Source organism: Pseudomonas marvdashtae, assembly GCF_014268655.2.
Classification (GTDB): domain Bacteria; phylum Pseudomonadota; class Gammaproteobacteria; order Pseudomonadales; family Pseudomonadaceae; genus Aquipseudomonas; species Aquipseudomonas marvdashtae.
On the sequence record NZ_JABWQX020000001.1, the window covers coordinates 4,130,740 to 4,155,929 of the forward strand.

Consider the following 25,190-nt stretch of genomic DNA (forward strand, 5'->3'; position numbering starts at 1 on the left):
TGCCCTGGATCACATTTTGTTGAACAAGCCCAATTGAGCGATCTTGCTAAACGCCAACTGCGACGCTTGAAGCATAGTCTGCTGCAAGGTCAGGCGCGTCATCACTTCCGCCGGGTCGGAATCACGGATGGCCGACTGGGTTTGCGAGTTCGCCAGGACAAAGCTCTGGTTGGTATCGCTCTGGGTATCGAGCGACTGGCCGCGCCCGCCGACCGAACTCAATGCACTGGTCAACTGGTCGGTGCCGCTGGCCAGGTTACCAATACCCGACGCCAGTGCCGCATTGAGTTTCTGGATAGCAATGTTGTTACCGTCGGCCGGCGTGTTCAAAGCGGTCCGCAACTGGTTCACGGTGTCCAGGACGTTCTGCGTCTCGTGGGTATTGACCGCGATGCTGAACTGATCGTTGGTCGCCGGGGCTCCATTGAGTGTGAAACTCACGCCGGATGCGGTGGCGACGTTACCCGCCAGGGTGCCGCTGGACACCGGCTTGCTGTCGGCGGTCAGTGGCGCGGCGTACAGGTCGAAATCCGTGGCGCTGGTGAATTTCAGCACCGCCGACCCCGTCGGGAAGCTGGCGTGGTAGGCCGCCGGATCGGTGATTGCGCTGCCGGTGATCTGGGTCGCGGTGGTATTGCCCGGGCTGCGGGCCGGCGTGAACGAATCGGGTTTGGCGGCCAAGGTGAAGGTATGGCCGGGCAACACCGTGCCGGCAACGTCGCCCGCTTGAAGGTTGACGTTCAAGGTCAGGTCGACACCGCGAAAGCTCACCGTCTGCCCGATCTGGTTACTAGGCTCGATAACCCCGCCCTTGCTGGCTTCGGCGGTCACATCGTTGCCGCCCGAGTCGGTGATCTTCAACTGGGTGCCGCTGACAAATTCCACCGTGTACGGCTCGCCGCCGCGGAACTGGCTGTTGTAGCTCACGCTGGACGACACTTGGCCGTTGGTCAACACGACGCGCCCATCATCCACCGCCGGCGCGGTCATGGTGACCTGGGTGCGGCTGGTGTTGACGGCTTGCTGGAACACTTCCCAACCGGTGCTGTTGGTGGCCATCGACATGGTGTCGCCGATCGGCAGGTCCAGGGTGACCTGGTCGCCGTTGTAGCTGTAGGTGCCGTCGTCGTTGCGGGTGAACGGTACGACATCGCCCTTGGAGCCGGCGAAGATGTATTTGCCGTTTTCATCCTTGGTGTTCATCAGGCTCAACAATTGATCTTCGATCGAACCCAATTCCAACGCGACTGCTTTACGGTCTACGTCGGTGTAAGCGGCGTTACCGGCACTCACGGCCAATTCCTTGGCGCGCTGCAACACGTTGCCGATGCTGGTCATAACCGCTTCGGTCGTGCCCAGGGTGGCCTTGATGGTGGTGACGTTGGCTTCGTACTGGGAAAGCATTGAAGCCTGGTTGCCCAATTGCAGCAGACGCGAAGCGCCCACCGGATCATCGGCGGCGGTGTTCACACGTACCAGGCTGCTGGCTTCCTCGCTGCTCTTGACCACCTTGGCGAAATTCTTCTGGTAGTTCGCAGCCGTGCTTTCGTAAAACTGAGAGGTAGAAATGCGCATGGGCTACGGCTCCTTAAAGACTGTTGATCAATGTGCTGAAGATTTGTTGCGCCGCCTTGATGATTTGCGAAGACGCGGTGTAGTACTGCTGAAACTTGACCAGATTGCCGGTTTCTTCATCCAGGTCCACCCCGGACAGCGAGTCGCGGGCGTTCTTGGCGTTGTCCAGGATCGCGCCAGTGGCAGCGCTGTCGAGCTTGCCCTGGGCGGCCTTGGCGCCGACGCCTTCCACCAGCTTGCCATAGGCATCGTTCAGGGAAATGCCTTTGCTGGCGGAGTTGGTGTCCACGGTCTTGGCGGTCTGCAAGCCGGCCAGGATCGTGCCGTTACGGTTGTCCAGGCTGCCGGGCTGGCTGAGGCTGACGTTGATACCTGAACCGTCGGATGGCGCTCCGGCGATGGACATGTCGAACGTGACGGTGCGCTGCACCGGCGGTACGGACGAATCCATGATCGGGGCGCCGGTTGCGTCCTTGAGTGGAACACTCAGGCTCAGGGTGTTGTTCTGGCCGGGCGTGATCGTGCCGCTACTGATCAAGCCGCCCTGGGCATCGAGCAGCCGGTAGGCCTGGCTGGTGCCACCGGCCGAAGTCGCGCCGAACACCACTTTGACCGGCATGGAATTCTTGATGCCGTTCTGGATGATGCTGGTAGTCGCTTCGTCGTAGATGTCCAGCTTCGTCGTCATGGTCGGCTGGCCGCTGGCCGGGATGGTCAGCGTGCCGCTGCCGCCCGGCGTGATGGCGGCGCCCAACGGCGCGGCAATCGCCAGCCGTTTGGAGTCGGTCATCTCGGTCTTGATGCTGCCTGCCGCGTTGCGGGTCGGGGTGATCTTGAACGAGTCGCCGGCCACCGCGGGGCCACTGCCGAACGTCAGGGCGAAACCATCGACCACCGGTGGCGGCGTGGTCGTGGTGCTGAACGCGCCCATCGGCGTGTTATCAGGCAAGCGCTGTACGGTGTAGTTGGTGCCGCTGGTGAAGGTGATCTTGTAGTCGTTGGTGGTCAGCTTGCCGGTGTCTTCGATGGACACGTTGAAGTTGCCGGATCCGGCGCTGTTGCCCAGCGAGGCGACACTGCGCTGGCTCATCTGCGCGGCGCTGTTGATGCTGCTGAACAGGTTTGAACCGAAGGCACCGTTCTTGTCGATGCCCGAAGCCTGGATGCTGTTCATCTGGTCGGCGACGACCAGCGCCACGCGACCCAGCTCGTTCATCGCAGGATCAAGCACGGTACTGCGGTAGCGCATCAGGCCGCCGATCTCGCCGCCGGTGAGCACCTGGGTAAGGTCCATGACGCTGGAGCCGCTATTGAGCTGGATGCCAATGCGGCCCGGGTCATTCTTGTCCGGCACCGCTTCCAATTTATTGGTGATGTTGCCCATCACCAGCGGCTGGCCGGAACCCAGGTAGATGTCCAGGCTGCTGCCGTTCTCGACGACTTGAGTGCCGGTGAAGGTCGACAGTTGGCGAATGGTCTCGCTGCGGGCGTCGAGCAGGTCGTTCGGGGCACCGCCGGCGTTGGAGACTTCGGCGATTTTCTTGTTCAACTGGGCGACGGTGGTGGCCAGGCTGTTGATCTGCTCGACCATGTTCGACAGGTTGCCGTTGATGTTCTCGCTCTGGGCGGTCAACTGGCTGGCGACCGAGTTGAAACGGTTGCTCAAGGCCTGGGCATCGCTGAGCAGCAGTTGGCGAGACGCATCGTCACCCGGCTTGGCGTTGACGTTCTGCACCGAAGCAAAGAACTTGGTCAATGCGCCATTGAGGCCGGTGCCGCTGTCCGACAACAGCGAGTCAAGCGGGGAGATCTGCCCTTGGTAGGCCGCCGCGTCGCTGTTGAGCGAGGTGGTGGTTTTCAACTGCGCTTCAAGGTACGAGTTATACACCCGGCGAACGTCCGCCAGGGTGGTGCCGGAGCCGATGAACACGTTGCCGTACTGGTTCGACGCCTTGGTGGTCTGCACGGTCTGCTGACGCGAATACCCAGCGGTATCGACGTTGGCGATGTTGTTACCCGTGGTCACCAGTGCGGTCTGGCTTGCGGACAGACCCGACATCCCGATATTGAGCAAACTCATGGTTCAGACCTTATAAAGTCGTGGTGGCGCCAGCCGAAGCGTAGTTTTGGTAACTCGTCATCTGCCGGGCTATGTTCGAAATCTTGCTGGCGTAGTTCGGGTCGGTGGCATAACCGGCCTTCTGCAACTCGCGTACAAACTGTTCCGGGTTATCGGCAGACTTCAGGACATCTTGATAGCGACTGTTGCTTTGCAGCAGGTTGACCAAGTCATGGAAGCTGTCGCGATAGGAGGCGTAGGAACGGAACTCGGCCGTCTCCTTGACCATCTCGCCATTGCGGAATTCGCTGGTGATGGCGCGCGCCGAATCGCCCGTCCAGTTCTTGCTGGCCTTGATGCCAAACAGGTTGTGGCTGCTGCTGCCATCGGGTTGGCGCATGACCGATTTGCCCCAACCGGTTTCCAGGGCAGCCTGGGCCACCAGATAGCGCGGATCGACACCGATGCGGTCGGCAGCTTCCTTGGCCATCGGCAGCATGGCGTCGACGAATTCATCGGCATCGCGGAAGGCCTTGCGAGCGGGTGCCAGCGGTGGCTGGGCCACGGCGCGGCCATAGACCTGCAGGTCGCCTTTGGGCTCGGCAGCCTTGAGCGCAGCCAGCCAGTCGCCATTGGCCAGCTCACCGGTGGCGGGCTTGACGGCGGTAACGGCGCGATCCGGCAGGACGTTATGGGCGACGACTTCAGCGTTGACCGCGGCTGGCGGCACCAAGCCGGCGAGCAAGCGATCAGCGAGCTTCGGCGGCAGGGCCAGGCGACGCTGGTTGATCAGCTCCATGTCGTTGCGATGAATGCCCTCGGCCCCTTGCGGCGCGCTCACGGCCCGCGAAGCCCAGAGTGGACGCTGGCCGTTGCTGCGCGACAAAGGTCCATCGGGCAACGTTCCGGCGGCCACTGGCGTAGGCACCGGTGCCTTGGCGACTTTTTCCAGCGCCTCCTGCTGCTTGGCGGCCGACAACGTGGCCGCCTCGCCGGAGGCCAGCGGCTTGTTCTTGGACATCTGGCGCAGCAGCACATCGGCCAGGCCGATGCCGCCGCCTTCGCGAGACATGGAAACGGCCAACTGCTGGTCGTACATTTCCTGGTACTGCTTGGCTTCCGGCGTGTTCATCGGGTTGTCCTTGCCCAAGACCTCGGTGGCCGAGCGCATGGACTTGAGCATTTCGCCGAGGAACAGCGACTCGAATTCCTGCGCCACTTTGCGCAGGTTGCCTTCACTGTTCTTGTCGCCGACCTTGAGCTGGTTAAGACGGTTCAGGTCCGAATAGGAGGCTGAATCCCCGCTGGTCAAAGCGCCTTTGCGCATATCCACCATGGCCGTTTTCCTTAAATCACAATCAGGTCGGCTTGCAACGCGCCGGCCTGCTTCAAGGCTTCGAGAATCGCCATCAGGTCGCCCGGCGCCGCGCCGACCTGGTTCACCGCCCGGACGATTTCATCCAGGGTAGTGCCCGGGCCGAACTTGAACATCGGCTTCATTTCCTGCTCGGCGTTGACCCGCGAACGCGGTACCACGGCGGTCTGGCCGTTGGACAGCGGTCCGGGCTGGCTGACGATCGGGTCTTCGGTAATGGTCACGGTCAGGCTGCCGTGGGTCACGGCGGCCGGGGACACCTTGACGTTCTGGCCGATCACGATGGTGCCAGTGCGCGAATTGATGATGACTTTCGCCACCGCCTGGCCTGGATCGACCTCGAGGTTTTCCAGGATCGACAGGTAGTCGACGCGCTGGCTCGGATCCAGTGGCGCGGTGACGCGGATCGAGCCGCCGTCGATGGCCTGGGCCACGCCTGGGCCGAGCATGTCGTTGATCTTGTCGACGATGCGCTTGGCCGTGGTGAAGTCGGAACGGTTGAGGTTCAAGGTCAAGCTGTTGCCCTGGTTGAAACCGCTCGGCACCGCACGTTCCACCGACGCACCACCGGGGATGCGACCGGCCGACGGAACGTTGACGGTAATCTTCGAACCGTCGCGACCTTCGGCGTCGAAACCGCCTACCACCAGGTTGCCCTGGGCGATGGCGTAGACGTTGCCGTCGATACCCTTGAGCGGCGTCATCAACAAGGTGCCGCCGCGCAAGCTCTTGGAGTTACCGATGGACGCAACGGTGATATCCACTTGCTGGCCCGGCTTGGCGAACGCCGGCAGATCGGCACTGATGGACACCGCCGCGACGTTCTTCAACTGCACGTTGCCGGAACCGGCCGGCACCTTGATGCCGAACTGCGACAACATGTTGTTGAAGGTCTGCAGGGTGAACGGAGTCTGGGTGGTCTGGTCACCGGTACCATTGAGGCCCACGACCAGGCCGTAGCCAATCAACTGGTTCGAACGCACGCCGGAAATGCTGGCGATGTCCTTCAGGCGCTCGGCTTGAGCGCTGAAGGCTGCCGTCATTGCCAGGGCGCCGATCAACAGCTGTTTGAGGTTCAACCGCTTAAGATTCAACTGGGCCACCTAGAAAGGGAACTTCGGGCTGAGGAAGAAACGGTCGAACCAACCTGGCTGACTCGCATCGGCAAAGGCACCAGTGCCCGAATAGGTGATGCGCGCATCGGCCACGCGAGTGGACGAAACGGTGTTATCGGTGGCGATGTCATCGGCGCGGACCATGCCGGCGATGCGCACCAGTTCATCACCGGTGTTGAGGGTCAGCCATTTCTCGCCCCGTACGACGATGATGCCGTTGGGCAGGACATCGGAAACGGTCACGGTGATCGAGCCGGTCAGGCTGTTGCTCTGTCCCGACTTGCTGTCGCCCTTGGTGGCACGGTCGGCGCCATAACCGGCGCTGAGGCTCAGGTCGTTGCTGCCGATCGGGTTGTTGGTGGTCAGGCTCGAGCCGAACAACGACGTCAAGCCGACGCTGGTCTCGCTGGTCTTGTCGACCTGCGAGTTAGCGTTCTTGCTGGCCTGGGTCCGCTCGTTCAGGGTGATGGTGATAAGGTCACCGACCCGGAAAGCCTTGCGGTCGCTGTACAGGTTCTGCTCGAAACCGGCCTGGTAGATCGAACCGTTATTGGCCGCAGCCGGCAACGGTGTGCGCGGCAACACCGGAGCGTAGTACGGGTCATTGGGCCGTGGCGTTGGCGCGACACAGCCCGCGAGTGCGGTGATCCCACTCAGTGCCAGAACAGATACGAAGCGATTCATGACCCTACCTCTTGGTGTTGCAGGCGGCCTCAGGCCGCCCTGTCTACGGATTTTGCGACGTAATTACAGATTCTGCGTAACGAACGAGAGCATCTGGTCGGCGGTGGAAATCACCTTGGAGTTCATCTCGTAGGCGCGCTGGGTGGTGATCATGTTGACCATCTCCTCAACGGTGCTCACGTTCGAGGTTTCCAGGGTGTTCTGCAGCGTGGTGCCGAAACCGTTCAGGCCCGGGGTGCCGACTTGCGGCGCGCCGCTGGCGGCGGTTTCCATGAACAGGTTGTTACCCACCGCTTGCAGGCCGGCCGGGTTGATGAAGTCAGCGGTCTGCAGGTTGCCGATCACTTGGGAGGCCGGGTTGCCCGCAATGGTGATGGACACGGTGCCGTCGCGGCCCACGGTGAAGGTCTGGGCATCGTTCGGAATGATGATGGCCGGCTCCAGGGCGAAACCGCTGGCGTTGACGATCTGGCCATTGGAATCGAGGTGGAACGTACCGTCACGGGTGTAGGACGTGGTGCCGTCCGGCTGCAGGATCTGGAAGAAACCGCGACCGTCGATGGCCATGTCCAGCGGCTGCTCGGTGGTTTGCAGGCTGCCGGCGTTGAAGTTTTTCTGGGTGCCGACGATGCGCACACCGGTACCCACTTGCAGGCCCGACGGCAATTCGCTGTCCTGGGTCGACTGGGCGCCCGGCTGGCGTTTTACCTGGTAGAGCAAGTCCTGGAACTCGGCGCGATCACGCTTGAAACCCGTGGTCGAAACGTTCGCCAGGTTGTTGGAAATAGTGGAAAGGTTGGTGTCCTGGGCGGACAGGCCTGTTTTGGCAACCCAAAGAGCCGGAAGCATTCGATTCTCCTCGTACGCCTGTTTTTCGGCGCAACGCTGTAATTAATAGTTAGATCTGCAAGACCCGAGCCATGGCTTCATCGCCTTCTTTGGCGGTGGTCATCATCTTGACGTGGAGCTCGAACTGCTTGGCCAGGGCCAGCACCGAAGTCATCTCGTCCACGGCATTGACGTTGCTCGCCTCCTGGAACCCCGACACCAATTGCACGTTGGCATCGATGGGCGCCGCCTGGCCGTCCTTGGTACGGATCGAACCGTCCAGGCCCTTGGTCATGGTCTTGAGGTCCGGGTTGACCAGCTTGATGCGATCCACTTCAGCCATCACGCGCGGGCCTTCGCCCATGGCGCGGATGCTGATGGTGCCGTCCTGGCCGATCTCGATTTTCTGCTCCGGCGGCACGGCGATCGGACCACCGTTGCCCATCACCGGCATGCCGTTGCCGGCCCGCAGCACACCCAGCGCATCGACATTGAGGCTGCCGGTGCGCACGTAGCTTTCGCCGCCGTCTGGGTTCTGCACGGCCATCCAGCCCGGGCCGCTGACCGCCACGTCGAGGTCGCGACCGGTTTCAATCAGCGCACCCGGGGTGAAGTCGGTGGCGGGACGCTCGGACATCGCAAACGCCCGCGCCGGAAAGCTGTCGCCAAACACCGGCATCGAACGTGCCTGCTCCAGGTCTTTCTGAAAACCATTGGTGGAGATGTTCGCCAGGTTGTTGGCATGGGCCCGTTGCGCCAGCGCGTTTTGGCTGGCGCCGGTCATTGCCACATAAAGGTACTTGTCCACTGTCGTTCCTCTGCATGCCGGACGTTTGCCGTCCACTGCTGTGTTACACAGCCTCAAGCAATTTGCAGACCAACTTTTTTCTGGCGCGCAGGGGCCCGGTAAACAAAGGGCTTGGGGGTTTTGGCGGGGGGTGGGGAACTGTATCGGAGACGAAAAACCGGCGGTGTCATGCCGCTAAGTGGCAAGTGCCAGCCTTTGATCGCCCCCGCTCCAGCGCGGTATGGCGCAGTCTGCGCGAGCAGACCACGGATCGGTCGGATAAACAGTCGGGCGGCCGGGCGCACGCCCTACCGCCACTCTCAGGCCTCCGTCAGTTGGGCAACCATCCCTGAACCCAGTGCGCCGCATAGGCATCGTCAAAGACCCAACGGCCCAGCACTTGCTCGCGCAGTCGCTCTCCTTGCTGCCGTGAGGCCTGCCGATCTGCCAGATGAGCATTGATCGCCTCCAGCCATTGTTCTGGGCTGTCAGCGACGCGCGTGATAGCGAGATCGCTCAGGCTACCGGCGGCATCGCTGCCGATTACGCTGTAACCGCAAGCGCCATACTGGAGATGATGAAGCGGACCGGCGCCTTCGTCGGCCTGGCCGAAGCCCTGTGGCGCGAGGACGATATCCAGATTGAGGCTGGCCATGACCTCGGGGTTGTCGTGTACCTCGTCATGAACCTCGCTGGCGAGCGGTTGCAGATATCCAGGTACATCCCCCCAGAGCACCCACTCCACTTGACCGGCCAACGCTTGCATCAGGCCGAGGATCAACGGCTGGACGAAAGGCTTCGCCGGGTCGATCGCGCAACCTATGCGAGTGATACCAGACGCCTGGCGCACAGTGGCGAGGTTGCGCCATTTGCTGCCCAGGCGTGTTTCGAGAACACGAATATCCTGGTGCAGCCCGGCACAGGCCTGGGCCATCGCAGGCGTTGGCACAACGATACGGTCGACCAGGTTCGCCGCTTGTTGCAGCGAAGCCATCCATCCGGGAGCCTGCGGCGTCAGTACATCCAGTTCAAGGATCTTGAACGCTTTGGAGAGGGTGTGGATGTGCCGCATCTGCTCCAGGCGCAGTGGGTCGGCCTGATGCTGGAAAATAATGACGTCGGGGTTGTAGCGCGCAAGCGTCGTCGCCGGTAACAGGCTGTTGCTGATGCAGCCTTCGATTCTGCCGCCGTCACGCAAAGCCGTGAACGGCTCGACAATACGTGGACTGGCGATTTTTGCCGACTTCCCAGGATGCACCAACACCACCGGAAGCGGCCGCCAGGACAGCGGTCGCCAGGTCAGTTCGTTGATGGCTTCCAGCTCGAAGCCGGCACCCCGTAGTGACAGATTGCTGTTGTAGGCGGGATCATTGGCCAGGACGCCCAGCCATTTGCTCAAGGCCTGCTCTTGCTCCATGGCGAAGCGTCGCTGGTTGAGTGGGTCCTTGCCGATGCTTGACCAGGTCGCTCCACCTTCATGCAAGAGCACGGCATGAGGCGTCCAGACATTCAGATAGCCAAGGTTCGCCACTTTCAGGCACAGGTCCAGGTCATTGCAGGTGACTTGAAACAGTGTGTCGTCCATGCCGCCAGCTTCCAGGTAGTTCGCCGTGCGGATCATCAGGCACGCGGCACTGACCGCACTGGTGTTTTGGTCGACCAGCAGACGTTGCATGTAGCCACCGCCGCTGGCAGCCTGATCAATGAAGGGGCTACCAGCGGGGCCGCGCAGGCCAGTGATCAGACCCGCATGCTGGACGGTACCTGCCGGGGTAACCAGCTTGGCGCCGACAACCCCTACTTCCGGGCGCAAGGCGTGGTTGAGCAGCTCGTCCAACCAATCTTCGCGAATGACTGCCGTATCGTTGTTCAACAACACCAAGTACTCGCCGCGGGCCTGGCTGGCCGCCAGATTGTTCATGGCGCTGAAGTTGAACGGATGGGGGAAGCGGATGACGCGGACCTTGTCACCCCCGATCGACTCCATCTCGCTCAGCCAGATGAGCGCCTCTTCGGCCTCGCTGCCATTGTCGATCAGGATGATCTCGAAGTGGGGATAGCGGGTCTTCGACAACAGGCTTTCCACGCAGCGCTGCAGCAGAGGCAACTGGTCTTGGGTAGGAATCAGGATCGACACCAGTGGTTGTTGATCATGACCGTACTTGATGTGGTAATGCCTGGCTGGTTCCTGCAGGATCCTGGCATTTGTATAACCGCGATTGTCCAGGTGCCTTTGCAAGGCATGCAACTCATCAGGGTTATCGGCAAGCGTCGGCGCGTTGCTGGCTACCAGCGGTTCGCTCAGGTGGGCAATGCCATTCATGCTCCCGGCTTCGATCAAACGCAGGATCAGGTCCAGCTCAAGCGCCGCTGGCACCTGTGGATCGTATCCACCGACCTCCAACGCCAGTTTGCGACGGATCAGCCAATGGTTGGCCATTGTCAATGGCAGGCTCAGGAGGTAGTCGAGGTTGATGCAAGGCCGAAAAACCGCTTGGGGCCCATTCTCCGAGCGATACATGCCATCGCAGTAAATCATCCGGCAGCCATCGGCGCCCGGCAGCTCCAGGTCGAGCATCAACGTGCCGCCGGGCAGGACCTCGTCACCAGCCGTCAGCAGCATGACCCAGTCGCTGTCGTCTGCCTGCAGAACCTCGTTCAATTCGACGGCGCCCGGGTTGGCGCAGGTCAGCCAGTGGAGGTTGTCCGGCAGATTGACAGGCGATGGCGAGGTGCTCAGTACCACCATGCGCAAGCTGATCGAGGAACGCGATCGCCACAGCGCAAGACTTTCCAAGGTATCGCTCAAGGCATTGAAGTCGCCCAAAGGATCGCGCATCAACAGCGTCAGGCTGGTTTGTCCGCTGAGTTGCTGACGACGCCCGTCGACAAGTCGCTGCTGGATCGGCGTCAGTACACGGTTGCGCAGCCAGTCCTTGACGGTGGGTACATGCGCGTCAATGGCGTACTGGATGGCAGTCTGCTGGGTGATATCAATGAAACGCTCCAGCTGGGGCCAAAAGGCCTTTTCGATGTCCAGCCAGCGCCTGCGCGCCTGCATCACGGTTGCGCGGGCGCGCTCTAGCCCCCCGGGCTCGTCGTAAAGCGCAGCGCCCGCGTTACCAAACTGCTCGACGAAAGGCTGAGTCTTGACGTGACCGCCGGGCATGTAGATAACCGGACAGCCACAGAGCATGGCCGCAGTGCACGTAGATGAGATTTCGTAACTGTAAAGCGTCGAAGCCGTGCGAAAAATCTGTGCCACCTGGGCCAGGGTCTTCGGGTTGGCCATGCTCAGGACTTCGATATCGTCCGGCAACGTCGAGTAGTCGACCTTAGATCTGTCGATGCGGTTCAGATACAGGTAGTTGCCGGTGCGCTGCACCGGCTCGGTTGGCGGTGAAAACAACTCCGAGTCGATGACCGGCAACAGGAGAAGGTTACTGTTATCGCTCTCGCCACCGAAATCCTGGGTGTAATAGAAAAACAGGTCTGATTTTTTCGCGTTTATCCCACGACCCGTGAGGAAGCCTTCACGGTTCAGCATGTAACGGACTACGATCGGTGCGTCTATTGGGTTACCGTCTATCACCTCGGAATACACAGCAATGGGCGCCAAGCCTAGCGACCTGTGCTGCCGACGCAACTCGTCGGTAAGGATCGGGGTGCGCAGTTTCGGATTGACCTGGCATGGCGTGAGATAGGCCTCGTAGCCGGACAGGTTCAGAACGTGACACAGGTGATGCAGTACGCATACGCCCGAGGATGTCTCCCGATAGTGGGGGGCGGCGATATAGTAAGGGTGACGCGGCTTGCCATGCAGGGATGGGGTGGTCATACGGTTGCCTTGGGGCTGGAGAGTTGCTCACAAATGACAAAGACACTGGCGCACAGGACGCTCTTCAGGTAGGTACCGCTCGTGAAGGGTCGAGGGGATACGGGCATACCACCCCAGCAGTGGGAGGGCAGACAGACGTAGCCGTTCGCTTGCAGCGCTTGCAACACCTGGCTCATAGGTTGTCTCCCCGCGCGGCTTGCCAGACGCGGTACTCTTCGGCGCTCACGCCCAGCATGATGCGGTCCCAACGCTGGCCCTTGCGGTAGTACCACTGGCGCTGCACCCCCTCGATGACCCAAGGGGTCTTGCGCGTGTAGGTCGCCAGGGACGCTGCGTTGTACTCGATGATGGTGGTCGAGAGACGGCTCAGGCCCAGTTCGTCGAAGGCATAGCGCATTACCGTGGCAATCACGTCGGTGCCATGGCCTTGGCCACGCAGGGAGGGATCACCGATCATCATGCCGTGTTCGGCGGTGCGATTTTTCCAGTCGATGCCAACCAGATTCGCCGTACCAATCAGGCCATGGCCCGGGACCTCGATACCGAAGCGCTGGTTGAGCAAGTCTCCCTTGAGACCCAACAGCCAGTCCCGCTGCGCTTCCCGCGATGTGGGGAAATGCCAGCCGCCCAGCAGGCTCCAGAGAGCTTCGTCGTTGGACCACTGATGCAGCAGCGGCAAGTCCTCGAGCTCCAGCGCTCTGAGCAGGATGCGTTGACCTAGAATGCTCATGATTTCCCCGTGTTCTGAAGGATGGCGTCGGCGAGACGATTCATGTCATCGACGTTGTAGCGCTGGTCGATCGGCAGCGGCAGCAAGCACTGCGCCCAATCCCTTTCATTAGGCGGTGCCGTTGGATTGCTCAGCACTTCACGCCAGTAGCTGGGTACATAGATGTGTTGATCCAGCAGTTGAGCGCGTAGCCGGGTAGCCGTCTCGGCGGACTTGACCAGCAGCGGATAGCACAATGCTGCAACAGGCTGCGCGGGCCAGATAGCGAAGCGGTTGAGGTGGTCCAGGCGACGGCGCAGTTGCGCCAGGTTGTCTATCCTGCGCCTGGCGACTTCCTGGTAATCGATACTGTCGAGCAAGCGTGCGGTACTGGCAGCCATGGCCTTGATGCCATCGCTCTCCAGCGCCTGTTCCAATGCCTGGAATGCCGCATAATGATCTTGCGGAGCGTCTTCAAGGCGCCCCAGCAGCGCGGCAAACCGGGCCTGGGAGCGGCTGCCCTGCGCTTGCGGCAGATCAGCCGGCGCATTGACCAGCCAGCCGCCATCGGCAACGCCGACAAACTTGCGTGGTGAGTAAAGGGTTGCAATCCCGGGTTGCGGCTTGGAAAACAGCGCCTGGGAATTGTCGACGATCAGTTGCTCGCCGTAGCGAACAGCAAGTACTTCGCCCATGTAATCAGCCTTGAGCCCGAAGTAATCGACAAACAGCAGAGCCTCATCGGCTTGCAGGGCTGGGAAGTCCCGCAGCTCGAGCCGTTCGGTCAGCGCATACCGCAACACCTCGATGCCGGATCCGCGCAGCACGTCCTGCATGACGTCGCAGATGTAGACAGGCAGGTGAACCCGGCGCAAGTTACGCGCCAACATCAATGCCTTGAAGGCCGAGCGGGCCGAGTTGAAGGCAACAGCCTGCGGGTAAGGATTGTGCCCTTTGCGCAGTTCCAGCTCGAAATAACCGCCGATGGCTTCACGCACGGAGAATTTCTCCACCTTTTGCCCAGGCCCCCACCGTCTGCGCGTCGTTGTACATCAGGACGTCGAGAATTGACAGGCCGGGCACGAAGGGTTGTTCGCGCCCTCCCTGCCGGTAGTTGGGTAAGGTCGCCTTGAGCAACTCAAGGGTAATACCAACCTGTTGGAATACCTCGACCTGATAAAGGTGACCGCCATTGACCGGATTGAGGTAGTGGGTGCCAGCGCAGGCCTGAACCACTTCGAGTACCCGGTCCTGGGCTTTGCTATCCGCGCAAATCGACAGATCGCTGGAGCGGATGATCGGCGTTTGCAACCCGATCAGCGCGCAGCAGGCCCGTAGGATTCGTTCGTTGAGCTCGGCAATGCTCGAAGCCGGCTCGACCAGCAGCGCTTCCAGCCACCCCAGCATGCGCGGCGCGTGTGGAGCGCGGCGATAGGCGAAGCTCAACTTGTTGAGAATATCGCCAGGGTCGAACGTCTCGGCAATCCGTTTTTCCATGATCTGCTGGGTGTGACTGCTCTTGCTCAGCGGGACCCGAAACCACTTCGGCTCTTGCTCCAGCAGATAACGGTTACGTTCGATCCAGCCGTTCTTGATGAACTGCACATTGTCGTAGATGACAAAACAGTCGACTGCAGCGATCAGCTGGAAATAGCCCAGATAAGGCAGGAAATAAGGTTGCATGAGCGCAACCCGGTACTGCTCGTCAGTTGCCGGGACGCACGTCTTCGAGGTGTTGGCTTGGCTCATGCCGCCTGGGCCCTCATCAGCACCTCGATGATTTTCGCCTGGGTCTGCGGATCGAGATCCGGATAGATCGGCAGGCACAGTACCTGGCGGGACACGTTGTAGGCGTTGCCCAATTGAGAGAGGTCCGAACTGGGAAGACCTCGATACATTGGAAACTCGCATATCAGCGGGTAGAAATACCGGCGCACGAGAATGTTTTCTGCACGATAGCGGTCGTACAGTTCATCCCGGCTCACCCCGAACCGCTCACCATCAACCAGGATCGGACAGTAAGCATAATTCCAATCCAGCCCCTGCGGTTGTTCCAGCAGGCTGATACCGGGAATGCCCTCCAGGGCGCTCCGATAATACTCAAACACCTTCTGCCGACGGCTGAGCGCCTCATCGATATAGCGCAACTGCAGCACACCGAATGCCGCCTGCAACTCATTCATCTTCCCGTTGATACCGGGAGCCATGACCGTGACTTCATCGGCAAAACCGAAGTTCTTCAGGTAATCGATACGCTGTTTGATCTTTTCATCACGGCAGATGATCGCGCCGCCTTCGAAAGTATTGAACACCTTGGTAGCGTGGAAGCTGAGGATCGACAGGTCGCCGTTATTGAGAATACTTGCACCGTTGTGTCGGACCCCGAAGGCATGTGCGGCGTCATAGATAACCTTGAGTCCGTAGGTATCGGCTACGGCCTGGATCCCCTCGACATCGCAGGGAACGCCATAACAATGGACCGGGAGAATCGCCGAAGTTGCCGGAGTAATGGCTTCGGCGATACGTCGTGGGTCGAGGTTCTTGGTGACTGGATCGATGTCCACGAATACCGGCTTGAGATTGTTCCACAGCAGCGAATGGGAAGTGGCCACGAACGAATAAGGAGTGGTGATGACTTCGCCAGTAATGCGCAGGGCCTGGAGCGCCGTCACCAAGGCCAGGGTACCGTTGGAAAACAACGACAGATGCTGGACACCGAGGTATTCAGCCAACTCCCGCTCCAGTTGTTCGTGGAAGGGGCCGCCATTGGTCAGGCGCTTACTGTCCCAGATTCGCTGCAGGTAAGGCGTGAATTCTTCCAGAGGAGGTAGCAGCGGGCTGGTAACGGTAATGGAATCGGCCATAGGTACACTACTCGGGTGACTGAAAAATGGCACACGGCTCGGGAGGTCCTCTGACGCGGCGTTGCATCGCGGTCTATATCGGCGGGCTGCAACGCCATGAAACCGACAGCTGACTCTTGATGTGTAGGTACCCCAGCAAAAAATCGGCCAACTCCCGGAAAGACCGATAAATCGGTGTCCTTAAGGTGCGTCTTTACCGACTTCATATTCACGCAACTTATTGGCAATGGTCGTATGCGAAACACCCAGACGCTTGCCCAGTTGCCGACTGCTGGGGTGCTCGGAATACAAGCGCTCCAGCACGGCTTTCTCGAACCTTCCGACGATATCGTCCAACCCACCATCAAGGGAAAAATCGCCAAGGGGTTGGCGCACACCGTAGTCCGGCAGGCGGATATGCTCGGCCTTCACCGTGCCGCCGTCACACAGGGAAACGGCCTGGAACAATACGTTTTCCAACTGCCGGACGTTGCCCGGCCAATGGTAGTGACTGAGACGGTCCATTGCCGCTGGGGCGAGCTTGGGCAGCGGGCAGCCGATCTGGCGACTGGCCTGGTCGAGGAAATGGTCCACCAGCGGCGCCAGGCCGTCGAGGCATTCGCGCAGGGGGGGAATGTGCAGGGAGAGCACATTCAAGCGGTGGTACAAATCCTGGCGAAATTCTCCCCGAGCGCAGAGCTCCGACAAATCGACCTGTGTCGCGCAGATCACCCTGACATCCAGATAAACCTCTTCGTCACTGCCTACGCGACGGAAGCATCCGTCCTGCAGGAAGCGCAGCAGTTTCACTTGCAGGCGCGGGCTCATCTCCCCTACTCCGTCGAGGAACAGCGTTCCTCCGGCGGTCAGTTCCAGCAGGCCGAGCTTGCCTTCGGCCCGGGCGCCTTCGAAAGCTCCGGGGCCGTAGCCGAACAGCTCGGTCTCGGCCATGGACTCCGGTAAACCGGCACAGTTGAGCGCCATCAGCGGCGACTGCCCACGCGGGCTCGCCAGATGACAGGCGCGGGCCAACAGCTCCTTGCCGGTGCCGGTTTCGCCTTCTATCAACAACGGCGCGTCCAGCGGCGCCATGCGCCGGGCCTCGCGGACCACCGCCGCCATGACCTTCGAACTTTGGAAAATACTGTCGAAGCCGCGCAACTCCTGCTTGCGCACGTTATAGATCCGTTCGCCAACCCGGTCGGCGCGGTGCAGGGTCAGCACCGCGCCGGCCATGGCCTCGCTGTCGTCGTGTTCCGACTGTAGCGGGGCGATATCCGCCAGGAACACGTCGCCCTTGACCTTGACCCGCAAGCCATTGATGCGCGACTGGTTGGCGCGCACCAGCTCCGGCAAGTCAAAGTCTTCGGCATATCGGGACAGGGGAATGCCTGGCACTTCGTCGACTCGCACCCCGAGCAACTGCGCTGCGGCCCGGTTGGCCGCGACGATGGAGCCGCCCATGTCGATGGACAACACCGGAAACTCCAGGGCGCCGAGCAGCGCGTTGAGCTCCATGTGCCGACGCTCGCTGGGCATCAATCCTACGCGCTTGACACCAAATACCCCGGCGATGCCTTCGAATTTCGGACGCAACGCCTGGAACTGGATGTTGATCAGGTTCGGGCAGTGCAAATAAATCGCATTGCCATGCTCGCCACCGACCTCGCCACGGGCGACGTTGATGCCGTACTCCACCAGCAGGTTGAGAATATCCCGCAGGATGCCGATGCGATTCTGACAATGGACTTTGATACGCATGAAAAAGGCCCAGGTGTTTGAGATAAAAAAGAGCACCCTCGCACAAAGGTTTCTGCGAGGCGGCGAAAATAATCGTCAAGATTATGTGACACGTGTAGGACGTTTTACAGCTGAAAATCCCAACAGCGCCGTGACACGCCTAAATACGTAACGAAAACTTTACACATTTTAACCAAAAGGCTTGTAGGAACCTGAATCAACCTACTGCACCGCATGCTGCTTCGGGTTATCTCTAATGCATCGCTGGACATAAAAATAAACAGCCTTTCTCCCGGCTCGAAACGCCGGAGGAAAAACAGCAGGAGAGCAGCATGAAGCAGACGCAATACGTGGCCCGTGAGCCCGATGCGCAAGGTTTTATCCACTACACTGCTGAAGAACACGCTGTGTGGAACACGCTGATCACCCGCCAACTGAAAGTCATCGAAGGCCGTGCGTGCCAGGAATACCTGGACGGCATCGACAAGCTGGGCCTGCCCCACGACCGTATCCCGCAACTGAACGAAGTCAACAAAGTGCTGGGCGAAACCACGGGCTGGCAAGTCGCCCGGGTGCCGGCGCTGATCCCCTTCCAGACGTTTTTCGAATTGCTCGCCAACAAACAGTTTCCGGTCGCGACGTTTATCCGTACCCGCGAAGAACTGGATTACCTGCAAGAGCCGGACATTTTCCACGAGATCTTCGGCCATTGCCCGCTACTGACCAACCCCTGGTTCGCGGAATTTACCCACACCTACGGCAAACTTGGCCTTCAAGCGTCCAAGGAAGAACGCGTCTACCTGGCGCGCCTGTATTGGATGACCATCGAGTTCGGCCTGGTCCAGACTCCGCAAGGCCGGCGCATCTATGGCGGTGGCATCCTCTCGTCGCCGAAGGAAACTGTGTACTGCCTGTCCAACGAGCCCGAGCATCAAGCCTTCGATCCGCTGGAGGCCATGCGCACGCCGTATCGCATCGACATCCTGCAGCCCGTGTATTTCGTCCTGCCCGAGCTCAAGCGCCTGTTCGACCTCGCTCATGAAGACATCATGGGCATGGTCAAGCGCGGTCGGGAGCTGGGCCTGCACGCGCCAAAATTTCCACCGAAAGCGGCGTGAACCGCTACTTTTGATTGCAATTGAGTCTGTTGCGCCACATGCCTTTGCTTTAGCGTGGCGGCATCGACGTTTTCCATATTCGATTCGGGAACACACCATGAACACTCTGAACCAAGCCCATTGCGAAGCCTGCCGCGCCGACGCCCCGCAAGTCAGCGACGAAGAATTGCCAGTGTTGATCAAGCAGATCCCCGACTGGAATATCGAAGTGCGCGACGGCGTGATGCAGCTGGAAAAAACGTTCCTGTTCAAGAATTTCAAGCATGCCCTGGCCTTCACCAATGCCGTCGGCGAGATCTCCGAGGCCGAGGGCCATCACCCAGGCCTGCTCACCGAATGGGGCAAAGTCACCGTGACCTGGTGGAGCCACTCCATCAAGGGCTTGCACCGCAACGACTTCATCATGGCCGCCCGCACCGATGACGTAGCCAAGACCGCCGAGGGGCGCAAGTAATGCATTTCGATGCCATCGGTCGCGTGCCCGGCGACCCGATCCTCGGCCTGATGGAGGCCTACGGGGCGGACAGCAATCCCGGCAAGTTCGACCTCGGCGTCGGTGTGTACAAGGATGCCCAAGGCCTGACGCCGATTCTTCAGTCGGTGAAACAGGCTGAGCAGCACCTGGTAGACCGCCAATCCACCAAGACCTACATCGGTGGCCATGGCGACGCCGCGTTCGGCCAACTGATCAATGCACTGGTGCTGGGTGCCGACTCGCCGCTGCTCGCTGGGAAACGCGTCGGCGCCACCCAGACCCCGGGCGGCACCGGCGCCCTGCGCCTGAGCGCCGACTTCATCGCCCAATGCCTACCGGGCCGTGGCGTGTGGCTTAGCAACCCGACCTGGCCGATTCACGAAACCATCTTCGCCGCCGCGGGCGTCAAGGCCAGTCACTATCCCTACGTGGGCGCCGACAATCGCCTGGATTTCGAAGCAATGTTGGCGACCCTGAACCAGGCGCCCAAAGGGGATGTGGTGCTGCTGCATGCCTGCTGCCACAACCCCACCGGCTTCGACCTGACCCACGAGCAATGGCGCCAGGTGCTGGATGTGGTTCGCAGCCGCGGCCTGCTGCCGTTGATCGACTTCGCTTACCAGGGCTTTGGCGACGGGCTGGAACAGGACGCATGGGCCGTGCGGTTGTTTGCCGAAGCGTTGCCGGAAGTGCTGATCACCAGTTCATGCTCGAAGAACTTCGGGCTCTATCGCGACCGCACCGGCGCGCTGATTGTCTGTGCCCGCGATGCCGACAAATTGGTCGACATTCGCAGCCAACTGGCCAACATCGCCCGCAATCTGTGGTCAACGCCACCGGATCACGGCGCGGCGGTAGTGGCGACGATCCTGGGCAACCCGGACCTCAAGGGCCTGTGGGCCGACGAAGTGGAAGCCATGCGCCTGCGCATCGCTCAGTTGCGCGGTGGCCTGCTGGAGGCGCTCGAGCCCCACGGCTTGCGTGAGCGCTTCGCTCATATGGGCGTGCAACGAGGGATGTTTTCCTACACCGGCCTGTCGCCGGAGCAGGTCAAGCAATTGCGCGAGCGCCACAGCGTCTACATGGTCGGCACCGGCCGGGCCAACGTGGCCGGCATCGATGCGACGCGCCTGGATGCGCTGGCCGAGGCGATTGCGGATGTTTGCAGGTAACACCATCGTCGGCCGTTGATTTTGTGGCGAGGGAGCTTGCTCCCGCTCGGCTGCGCAGCAGTCGTAAACAGGCCTGGCGCGGTGTGCCAGGCAGATAGCGTCGTTCCATTTGGGGCGGCTTCGCCGCCCAGCGGGAGCAAGCTCCCTCGCCACAGTGGATCAAACCAGCCTCAAATAATCCGCTGCCCTTGAGGTTATTGGCCTGTCCACTCGCTGACAAATTCTGCGGTTTCAACCTTCGGCGCCGTGCGCGCTTCTTTCTGCGGCGTGCCCAGGTAGAGGAAACCAATCACCTCTTCCCCCTCTTCAAGGCCCAATCCCCGGGCCACATGCGGCGAATACGCCAACTCACCAGTACGCCACACGCCACCTACCCCTTGGGCATAAGCGGCCAGCAGGATGCCGTGGGCCGCGCAGCCGGCCGCCAGCAATTGTTCGGATTTCGGAATCTTGAAATGGTCCTGCAAACGCGCAATTACCACCACGACCAGCGGCGCGCGCAGCGGACCGTTGAGGGCCTTTTCCACAACGGCTTCGGGCACCAGCGGGTCATTGAAGCGAGCCGCTTCGGCCAGCAGTTCACCCATGCGATTGCGCGCTTGTCCTTCTACCGTCAGGAAACGCCATGGGCGCAACTGGCCGTGATCAGGCGCACGCATCGCGGCCGCGAACATCACCTCGCGCTGTTCGGGCGTGGGCGCCGGGTCCACCAGACGCGGGACAGAAACACGGTTGAGCAAAGCATCTAAAGCCTGCATCGGCGACCTCCTGGAAAAAATGTTCGGCTATTCTAGTGGCTTGTGCCGCCAGTTCGTTAGTTCAAATTCAGATACAAGCGACCCCGGACGCCGGTTTACATGCCGCCTGTCGCAGGTAGAATGGCGCCCCTTCCCTTTCAGCCCGAGCGGACTCCATGGCGTTGCCGACCCTGCGGATCATTGGTTTTATCATCGGCATCTTCCTGATCACCCTGGCGATCTTCATGGTCGTGCCGATGGCCACGTTGCTGATCTACGAGCGCACCAGCGACCTGCCGTCGTTCCTCTGGTCAAGCATGATTACCTTTGTTGCCGGGCTGGCCCTGGTTCTTCCGGGACGTCCCGAACACATTCACCTGCGCCCTCGTGACATGTATTTGCTGACCGTTAGCAGTTGGCTGGTGGTGTGCGTGTTTGCGGCGCTGCCCTTTTTGCTGACCCAGCACATCAGTTACACGGATTCGTTCTTTGAGAGCATGTCGGGCATCACCGCCACTGGCGCCACGGTCTTGAGCGGCCTGGACACGATGTCGCCGGGAATCCTGATGTGGCGCTCGCTGTTGCACTGGCTCGGTGGCATCGGTTTTATCGGCATGGCGGTGGCGATCCTGCCGCTGTTGCGAATCGGTGGCATGCGGCTGTTCCAGACCGAGTCTTCCGACCGTTCGGAAAAGGTCATGCCTCGCTCGCACATGGTAGCGCGGCTGATCGTGGCGTCCTACGTGGGCATCACCATCCTCGGCACCCTGGCCCTATGGTGGGCTGGGATGAGCCTGTTCGATGCAATCAACCACTCGATGTCGGCCATTTCCACCGGTGGTTTTTCCACTTCGGACCTGTCCCTGGCCAAATGGACCCAACCTGCCGTGCACTGGGTCATCATTGTCATCATGATCCTGGGCAGCCTGCCTTTCGCCTTGTATGTCTCGACGCTGCGCGGCAATCGCCGGGCGCTGATCAAGGACCAACAGGTCCAGGGGCTGCTCGGCGTGTTGCTGGTCACCTGGCTGGTGCTCGGCACCTGGTATTGGATCACCACCGACCTGCATTGGCTGGAAGCACTGCGGCACGTGGCGCTGAACGTGACGTCCATCGTCACCACCACCGGTTTCGCCCTTGGGGATTACAGCCTGTGGGGCAATTTTTCATTGATGCTGTTCTTTTACCTGGGGTTCGTCGGCGGTTGCTCGGGCTCGACGGCCGGTGGGATCAAGATCTTCCGTTTCCAGGTTGCCTACATCCTGCTCCGAGCCAACCTTAACCAACTGATCCACCCGCGCGCGGTGATCAAGCAGAAGTACAACGGTCATCGCCTCGATGAAGAAATTGTGCGTTCGATCCTGACGTTTTCGTTCTTCTTCGCCATCACCATCTGCGTGATCGCCCTGCTGCTGTCGCTGTTGGGCGTGGAATGGATGACGGCGCTGACCGGCGCAGCCAGCACCGTATCCGGCGTCGGCCCGGGCCTTGGCGAAACCATCGGCCCGGCCGGCAACTTCGCGCCGCTGCCGGACGCGGCCAAATGGATTCTTTCGGGCGGCATGCTGCTGGGCCGACTGGAGATCATCACGGTGTTCGTGCTGTGTATTCCGGCGTTCTGGCGTCACTGAGCGGAGTCGCGCTGCGCGTCCGGTATTCGCCGGGCGTGGTCCCGAACCAGCGACGAAAGGCCCGGAAAAAATTGCTCGGGTCGGCAAAACCCAGTAGATAGGCGACTTCCAGCAAGGTCATGCCCGGTTGCGCCAGGTATTGCTCGGCCAGCTCGCGACGGGTGTCGTCCAGCAGACTCTGGAAACTGGTGCCCTCTTCCTGCAAGCGCCGCTGCAAGGTGCGCTGCGACAGGTGCAACGTCTGCGCCACGACGTCACGCTTGGGCTCGCCCTGGGGCAGCAGCCGGCAAAGCACTTGCCGCGCCTGGTGTGTCACGCGGCTTTCGGAGAAACGCGCCAAGTACTCCCCGGCAAACCGATCGTGAAGCAGCGCCATCGCCTCGTTCGCCGTGGGCAGCGGCGCCTCCACGTCGCCCTGCTGGAAAATCAGCGCGTCATAGGGCGCATCGAACACCAGCGGCGCACCGAAAACCTGTTGATAAGGCGCAACGTCAACGGGCTCTGCGCCTTGGAAAAGCGCCTTCACCGGGTGCAAGGTGCGTCCGGTCAACCAGGTGCACAAGGCCAGCGCACAAGCCATGGACGCTTCGGCACTTTGGCGGGTGGGCGGAAGGTGGTCGCCGTGCACCGTCAGGATCAGCCCGTAGCCTTCCTCCAGGCGACGAAAACTCAGCTCGGCACTTTCGGCGATGATTCGCTGATAACGCACCAGGCGCTGGAAGCCTTCGACCAACGTTCGACTGGACATCAAGGCGTAACCAACCACATGGAACGATGCCGGGCGCACCACCTTGCCCATGTTCAGACCTATGGCAGGGTTACCCGACAGCGTCACCGCCAACTGCCAGAGCCGCGTCATCGAGTCCTGGGGAAAACGCGCGTCCGGATCCTCCAGCGCCGCATAATCCAACCCCAACTGCTTGAACAGCGCCCGACAGTCCAGGCCATCCATTTCCAACGCTTTGACAATCCCCATCGCCCAGCTCGAAGAGGTCGTTCGTTCGCTCATGACGTTTACTTGCATGACGAGCCGCGGGGTACGGCCGGATTTGCGAAGGATATCAGTGTCCTGTCTTACGAATACGTTCCTTTTGGACGAGTGGCTGTTGTCGTCAGGCAAGGCGCCGCGACGAGTCATAGCCAGCTATGGCGAGGAGCGGCAACGCAGCATGATGGCAACAGACGCCGTCCAGAAGGAACAGTATTTGTAAGACAGGACACTAGACTGGCGCTGATTGTCACTGGCTGTTGCAGGCGGTCGCTCTAGACTGAATGTAAGCGGTTCGAAACATCGGCCGCCAAAAACAATAACCAAAGAGCCCGCAGTCTTGGAAAACGCCAAACGATTCACTACGTTCGCCGAGTTCTACCCGTATTACCTGGGCGAACACAGCAACAGCACCTGCCGGCGCTTGCATTTCGTCGGCACCTCCCTGGTCATCCTGATTCTCGCCATGGCCCTTGTCGTCGGCGCCTGGTGGCTGTGGGCCGCCGTGCCGGTGGCGGGCTACGGCTTCGCCTGGGTCGGGCACTTCTTCTTCGAAAAAAACCGCCCCGCCACCTTCCAGCATCCGCTCTATAGCCTGCTTGGCGATTTCGTCATGTACCGCGACATGTTGCTGGGCAAGGTTGCGTTCTAGCCAAAGGATTGCCAATGAACAGCCATGCACGGCAAGCGCCTAGGCAGGCTCGGTCACTTTCAACTCTGCCTTGACCAGCGCCTCGCGCGCCTGGGCGTCCGCCAGTCGATACAGCTCGATCGTCCCGTCCCAATGCTCGATCAATGCCGTGCACGACTCGACCCAGTCGCCGCAGTTGAGGTATTCCACTTCGCCCACCTTGCGCATCTCCGCGTGGTGGATGTGCCCGCACACCACACCGTGCAACTCGCGCTTCACGCATTCATGGGCGATGGCTTCTTCAAAATCGCTGATGAAACTGACGGCGGTCTTGACCTTGTGCTTGAGGTACGCCGACAGCGACCAGTAGCCGTAGCCATAACGGGCCCGCCAATGGTTGAGCCAGCGGTTCAGCGTGAGGGTGAACTCGTAGGCCGAATCCCCGAGGAACGCCAGCCAGCGGTGGTAACGGGTGATGACGTCAAACTGATCGCCATGGATCACCAACAAGTGCCGGCCATCGGCGGTCACGTGCACCGCTTCGTCCACCAACTGGATATTGCCCAGGATCAGCTTTGAATAACGTCGCAGGAACTCGTCGTGATTGCCGGTGACGTAGATCACTTCGGTGCCGCGCTTGCTCATGGTCAACAAGCGGCGAATGACGTTGGTATGGGCTTGAGGCCAATACATGCCACCGCGCAGCTTCCAGCCGTCGATGATGTCTCCCACCAAGTAGATCTTGTCGGTGTGGTAGCCCTTGAGAAACTGCGACAGGTGCTCGGCCTGGCAGTCCCGGGTGCCCAGATGGACATCGGAAATCCACAGGGTGCGAACACGCTGCTTGCGGCTGGGTCTGGCGAGCTCGGCGCTGGTCATGGGCAA

21 protein-coding genes are annotated in these 25,190 nt (G+C 60.7%); 5 read left to right on the top strand and 16 right to left on the bottom strand.

Annotated features, from left to right (window positions below):
- Window positions 1-9 precede the first annotated feature (9 nt).
- The 13 genes from HU742_RS18680 to HU742_RS18740 all read right to left on the bottom strand — a co-directional run bounded on the left by HU742_RS18680 (window position 10) and on the right by HU742_RS18740 (window position 17,574).
- Window positions 10-1,575, bottom strand: a complete 1,566-nt coding sequence (locus HU742_RS18680; protein WP_186643005.1) for a flagellar hook-associated protein 3 — start codon at window positions 1,573-1,575, stop codon at window positions 10-12.
- Between the two features lie 13 nt (window positions 1,576-1,588).
- Complete coding sequence (flgK, locus tag HU742_RS18685; protein WP_186643004.1) at window positions 1,589-3,655, bottom strand: flagellar hook-associated protein FlgK; 2,067 nt, start codon at window positions 3,653-3,655, stop codon at window positions 1,589-1,591.
- Window positions 3,656-3,665: 10 nt separating this feature from the next.
- A complete protein-coding gene (gene flgJ, locus HU742_RS18690) occupies window positions 3,666-4,967 on the bottom strand; it encodes a flagellar assembly peptidoglycan hydrolase FlgJ (RefSeq protein WP_186643318.1) in 1,302 nt (433 codons plus the stop codon).
- A gap of 14 nt (window positions 4,968-4,981) precedes the next feature.
- The gene (locus HU742_RS18695) at window positions 4,982-6,052 is read right to left on the bottom strand and encodes a flagellar basal body P-ring protein FlgI (RefSeq protein WP_186637408.1); all 1,071 of its coding nucleotides are present in this window, start codon (window positions 6,050-6,052) and stop codon (window positions 4,982-4,984) included.
- A gap of 60 nt (window positions 6,053-6,112) precedes the next feature.
- Entirely contained in the window at window positions 6,113-6,808 is a 696-nt protein-coding gene (gene flgH, locus HU742_RS18700; RefSeq protein ID WP_186637222.1) for a flagellar basal body L-ring protein FlgH, read from the bottom strand.
- Between the two features lie 63 nt (window positions 6,809-6,871).
- Entirely contained in the window at window positions 6,872-7,657 is a 786-nt protein-coding gene (flgG, locus tag HU742_RS18705; protein ID WP_057448533.1) for a flagellar basal-body rod protein FlgG, read from the bottom strand.
- A gap of 49 nt (window positions 7,658-7,706) precedes the next feature.
- Window positions 7,707-8,444: a flagellar basal body rod protein FlgF gene (locus tag HU742_RS18710; protein ID WP_186637225.1), complete on the bottom strand. Its 738-nt coding sequence runs from the start codon at window positions 8,442-8,444 to the stop codon at window positions 7,707-7,709.
- Window positions 8,445-8,754: 310 nt separating this feature from the next.
- Window positions 8,755-12,261 (bottom strand): glycosyltransferase family 2 protein, encoded by a 3,507-nt coding sequence (locus HU742_RS18715; protein WP_186643003.1) that lies wholly within the window; start codon window positions 12,259-12,261, stop codon window positions 8,755-8,757.
- 172 nt (window positions 12,262-12,433) lie between these two features.
- A complete protein-coding gene (locus HU742_RS18720) occupies window positions 12,434-12,991 on the bottom strand; it encodes a GNAT family N-acetyltransferase (protein ID WP_186643002.1) in 558 nt (185 codons plus the stop codon).
- Window positions 12,988-13,968: an aspartate aminotransferase family protein gene (locus HU742_RS18725; RefSeq protein WP_186643001.1), complete on the bottom strand. Its 981-nt coding sequence runs from the start codon at window positions 13,966-13,968 to the stop codon at window positions 12,988-12,990. Before HU742_RS18725 ends, HU742_RS18720 begins: the two co-directional genes overlap by 4 nt.
- Window positions 13,961-14,719 (bottom strand): WbqC family protein, encoded by a 759-nt coding sequence (locus tag HU742_RS18730; RefSeq protein ID WP_186643000.1) that lies wholly within the window; start codon window positions 14,717-14,719, stop codon window positions 13,961-13,963. Before HU742_RS18730 ends, HU742_RS18725 begins: the two co-directional genes overlap by 8 nt.
- Window positions 14,716-15,834, bottom strand: coding sequence for a dTDP-4-amino-4,6-dideoxy-D-glucose aminotransferase VioA (gene vioA / locus HU742_RS18735; RefSeq protein WP_186642999.1), 1,119 nt, complete (start codon window positions 15,832-15,834; stop codon window positions 14,716-14,718). The genes HU742_RS18730 and vioA overlap by 4 nt, the downstream gene beginning before the upstream one ends.
- Window positions 15,835-16,014: 180 nt before the next feature.
- Window positions 16,015-17,574, bottom strand: a complete 1,560-nt coding sequence (locus HU742_RS18740) for a sigma-54-dependent transcriptional regulator (RefSeq protein WP_186642998.1) — start codon at window positions 17,572-17,574, stop codon at window positions 16,015-16,017.
- 311 nt (window positions 17,575-17,885) lie between these two features.
- Here HU742_RS18740 and phhA point away from each other — a divergent pair, with 311 nt between their 5' ends.
- From phhA to HU742_RS18755, 3 genes are all read left to right on the top strand, one after another.
- Window positions 17,886-18,671 carry a phenylalanine 4-monooxygenase gene (gene phhA / locus HU742_RS18745; protein WP_186637230.1) on the top strand — a complete coding sequence of 262 codons (786 nt, stop codon included), beginning with the start codon at window positions 17,886-17,888 and terminating at the stop codon, window positions 18,669-18,671.
- A 97-nt stretch (window positions 18,672-18,768) separates the two neighbouring features.
- Window positions 18,769-19,125, top strand: a complete 357-nt coding sequence (locus tag HU742_RS18750) for a 4a-hydroxytetrahydrobiopterin dehydratase (RefSeq protein WP_186637232.1) — start codon at window positions 18,769-18,771, stop codon at window positions 19,123-19,125.
- Entirely contained in the window at window positions 19,125-20,318 is a 1,194-nt protein-coding gene (locus HU742_RS18755) for an amino acid aminotransferase (protein ID WP_186637235.1), read from the top strand. Before HU742_RS18750 ends, HU742_RS18755 begins: the two co-directional genes overlap by 1 nt.
- Window positions 20,319-20,512: 194 nt before the next feature.
- Here HU742_RS18755 and HU742_RS18760 read toward each other — a convergent pair whose 3' ends face one another.
- Window positions 20,513-21,076, bottom strand: coding sequence for an NAD(P)H nitroreductase (locus HU742_RS18760; protein ID WP_186642997.1), 564 nt, complete (start codon window positions 21,074-21,076; stop codon window positions 20,513-20,515).
- 155 nt (window positions 21,077-21,231) lie between these two features.
- On the opposite strand from HU742_RS18760, the gene HU742_RS18765 reads away from it, so the two are divergent.
- On the top strand, window positions 21,232-22,686 hold the full coding sequence (locus HU742_RS18765; protein ID WP_186642996.1) for a TrkH family potassium uptake protein: 1,455 nt from the start codon (window positions 21,232-21,234) through the stop codon (window positions 22,684-22,686).
- Here HU742_RS18765 and HU742_RS18770 read toward each other — a convergent pair.
- A complete protein-coding gene (locus tag HU742_RS18770) occupies window positions 22,643-23,695 on the bottom strand; it encodes an AraC family transcriptional regulator (RefSeq protein WP_186642995.1) in 1,053 nt (350 codons plus the stop codon). The two genes, HU742_RS18765 and HU742_RS18770, sit on opposite strands and share 44 nt — an antisense overlap.
- A gap of 319 nt (window positions 23,696-24,014) precedes the next feature.
- On the opposite strand from HU742_RS18770, the gene HU742_RS18775 reads away from it, so the two are divergent.
- The gene (locus HU742_RS18775; RefSeq protein WP_186637245.1) at window positions 24,015-24,326 is read left to right on the top strand and encodes an Mpo1-like protein; all 312 of its coding nucleotides are present in this window, start codon (window positions 24,015-24,017) and stop codon (window positions 24,324-24,326) included.
- A 39-nt stretch (window positions 24,327-24,365) separates the two neighbouring features.
- On the opposite strand, the gene HU742_RS18780 is transcribed toward HU742_RS18775, so the two are convergent.
- A complete protein-coding gene (locus HU742_RS18780; protein ID WP_186637248.1) occupies window positions 24,366-25,184 on the bottom strand; it encodes a UDP-2,3-diacylglucosamine diphosphatase in 819 nt (272 codons plus the stop codon).
- Window positions 25,185-25,190: the final 6 nt, after the last annotated feature.

What these genes read in the sequence shown, in the direction of transcription:
- HU742_RS18755 (WP_186637235.1), top strand. Translation starts at nt 19,125, where the DNA reads ATGCATTTCGATGCCATCGGTCGCGTGCCCGGCGACCCGATCCTCGGC.
- HU742_RS18750 (WP_186637232.1), top strand. Translation starts at nt 18,769, where the DNA reads ATGAACACTCTGAACCAAGCCCATTGCGAAGCCTGCCGCGCCGACGCC.
- HU742_RS18765 (WP_186642996.1), top strand. Translation starts at nt 21,232, where the DNA reads ATGGCGTTGCCGACCCTGCGGATCATTGGTTTTATCATCGGCATCTTC.
- HU742_RS18680 (WP_186643005.1), bottom strand. Translation starts at nt 1,575, where the DNA reads ATGCGCATTTCTACCTCTCAGTTTTACGAAAGCACGGCTGCGAACTAC.
- phhA (WP_186637230.1), top strand. Translation starts at nt 17,886, where the DNA reads ATGAAGCAGACGCAATACGTGGCCCGTGAGCCCGATGCGCAAGGTTTT.
- HU742_RS18730 (WP_186643000.1), bottom strand. Translation starts at nt 14,719, where the DNA reads ATGAGCCAAGCCAACACCTCGAAGACGTGCGTCCCGGCAACTGACGAG.
- flgH (WP_186637222.1), bottom strand. Translation starts at nt 6,808, where the DNA reads ATGAATCGCTTCGTATCTGTTCTGGCACTGAGTGGGATCACCGCACTC.
- vioA (WP_186642999.1), bottom strand. Translation starts at nt 15,834, where the DNA reads ATGGCCGATTCCATTACCGTTACCAGCCCGCTGCTACCTCCTCTGGAA.
- HU742_RS18770 (WP_186642995.1), bottom strand. Translation starts at nt 23,695, where the DNA reads ATGAGCGAACGAACGACCTCTTCGAGCTGGGCGATGGGGATTGTCAAA.
- HU742_RS18740 (WP_186642998.1), bottom strand. Translation starts at nt 17,574, where the DNA reads ATGCGTATCAAAGTCCATTGTCAGAATCGCATCGGCATCCTGCGGGAT.
- HU742_RS18695 (WP_186637408.1), bottom strand. Translation starts at nt 6,052, where the DNA reads ATGACGGCAGCCTTCAGCGCTCAAGCCGAGCGCCTGAAGGACATCGCC.
- HU742_RS18780 (WP_186637248.1), bottom strand. Translation starts at nt 25,184, where the DNA reads ATGACCAGCGCCGAGCTCGCCAGACCCAGCCGCAAGCAGCGTGTTCGC.
- HU742_RS18720 (WP_186643002.1), bottom strand. Translation starts at nt 12,991, where the DNA reads ATGAGCATTCTAGGTCAACGCATCCTGCTCAGAGCGCTGGAGCTCGAG.
- HU742_RS18760 (WP_186642997.1), bottom strand. Translation starts at nt 21,076, where the DNA reads ATGCAGGCTTTAGATGCTTTGCTCAACCGTGTTTCTGTCCCGCGTCTG.
- flgG (WP_057448533.1), bottom strand. Translation starts at nt 7,657, where the DNA reads ATGCTTCCGGCTCTTTGGGTTGCCAAAACAGGCCTGTCCGCCCAGGAC.
- flgK (WP_186643004.1), bottom strand. Translation starts at nt 3,655, where the DNA reads ATGAGTTTGCTCAATATCGGGATGTCGGGTCTGTCCGCAAGCCAGACC.
- HU742_RS18715 (WP_186643003.1), bottom strand. Translation starts at nt 12,261, where the DNA reads ATGACCACCCCATCCCTGCATGGCAAGCCGCGTCACCCTTACTATATC.